Source organism: Vibrio sp. Vb1574, assembly GCF_033338675.1.
The window spans coordinates 1-1057 of sequence record NZ_JAWOTC010000444.1 but is presented as its reverse complement, the minus strand read 5'-3'; the positions used below and the strand labels follow the sequence as shown (position 1 = coordinate 1057).

At 48.3% G+C, this 1057-nt stretch carries 1 protein-coding gene and 1 pseudogene; one reads left to right on the top strand and one right to left on the bottom strand.

The genetic code is table 11. The features are described from left to right. Positions 1-132 (top strand): putative manganese transporter (locus R7O12_RS26760; protein WP_318127098.1); only part of this gene is annotated, 132 nt, incomplete at its 5' end. A gap of 86 nt (positions 133-218) precedes the next feature. Here R7O12_RS26760 and R7O12_RS26755 read toward each other — a convergent pair. Beyond that, positions 219-1057, bottom strand: a pseudogene (locus tag R7O12_RS26755) (glycosyl hydrolase); the annotation flags it as partial.

Genomic DNA, 1057 nt, shown 5'->3' with positions numbered 1-1057 from the left:
ATTTCTAACGATGGAGATGCACTGTTCCCCGCGATTGCCATGGCTCCCAAAGCGGCATTGATGGCAACGGTCTATTCCTCTACCCCTGCGTTCATTGTGGGCTATGGCTATTACTTTATGTTTGAGTTTTAATTATTACGCTCTCAAAAAAGAACGCGTAAAAACAAGAAAAGAGCCCAAGTGGCTCTTTTCGTTTAATACGTCGTTTTCAATGACCTTTACGCGGTCATTATTGCTTTGGCATTCAGACCTCTATCGACACTCACTAGAAGCAACTGACAAGGATCTTGGTTGAGCTTTTCTCCGGTCCAGTAGTCATACCAATCAACGGGCTGATCCGCTGTGAGAGTAAATTCAGTCGCATTGTGATTCGCGTAATTGAACAAACAATGTAGATCATTCTTGTCCGTCAGTTTCAAAAAAGCATGGCTCAAACTTAACGCCGTGAACTTAGCAGATTCTTGGCTGCGTCGTTGTCGCAACATCAGCTTCGCCAAGGTTTTACTCGCAAATGGCGTGATTTCCGGGAGAGGGTCGCCAGACAAAAGCAATCCGCCAGAAGCCAATAATACGGTACGGTGAAACTCGTAGTCTTCACGTGATGCCGCTTGATTAGCAAGAGAAGTAAACGTCGCGCAGTCTGGGTCAATTTGCCACAATTTACGGTGCTGCCAGCTACGGAAAAACGTCTCTTTAGCGATCTGTTCAAAACGGTGGCTATGGCGCTCGACGTCATCAGACACACGCATCGCATCCACCAGCCCCAAAGATGGCCACATTGGCGCGTTGCAGCCAAGCAACCAAGCGTCTCCTGCGCCTCTGGCGATCGCCTCCATCCCTAATCGATACGCTTCAACACCCGTAATACCAGACTGACTACGTTTTCCTTTTAGTGTTCCCCAGTAGTTTGCATCGAGCTTAAACAGCTCTACGCCCCACTCTAGCCTCACCACTGACACAACGTGCGTTAGATGATCTTGCACTTCGGGGTTAGACGTATCGAGAATATACCAAGGCGTGCAACGCCAGCCGCCGTAGGTAACATCTTCGGCTTTAA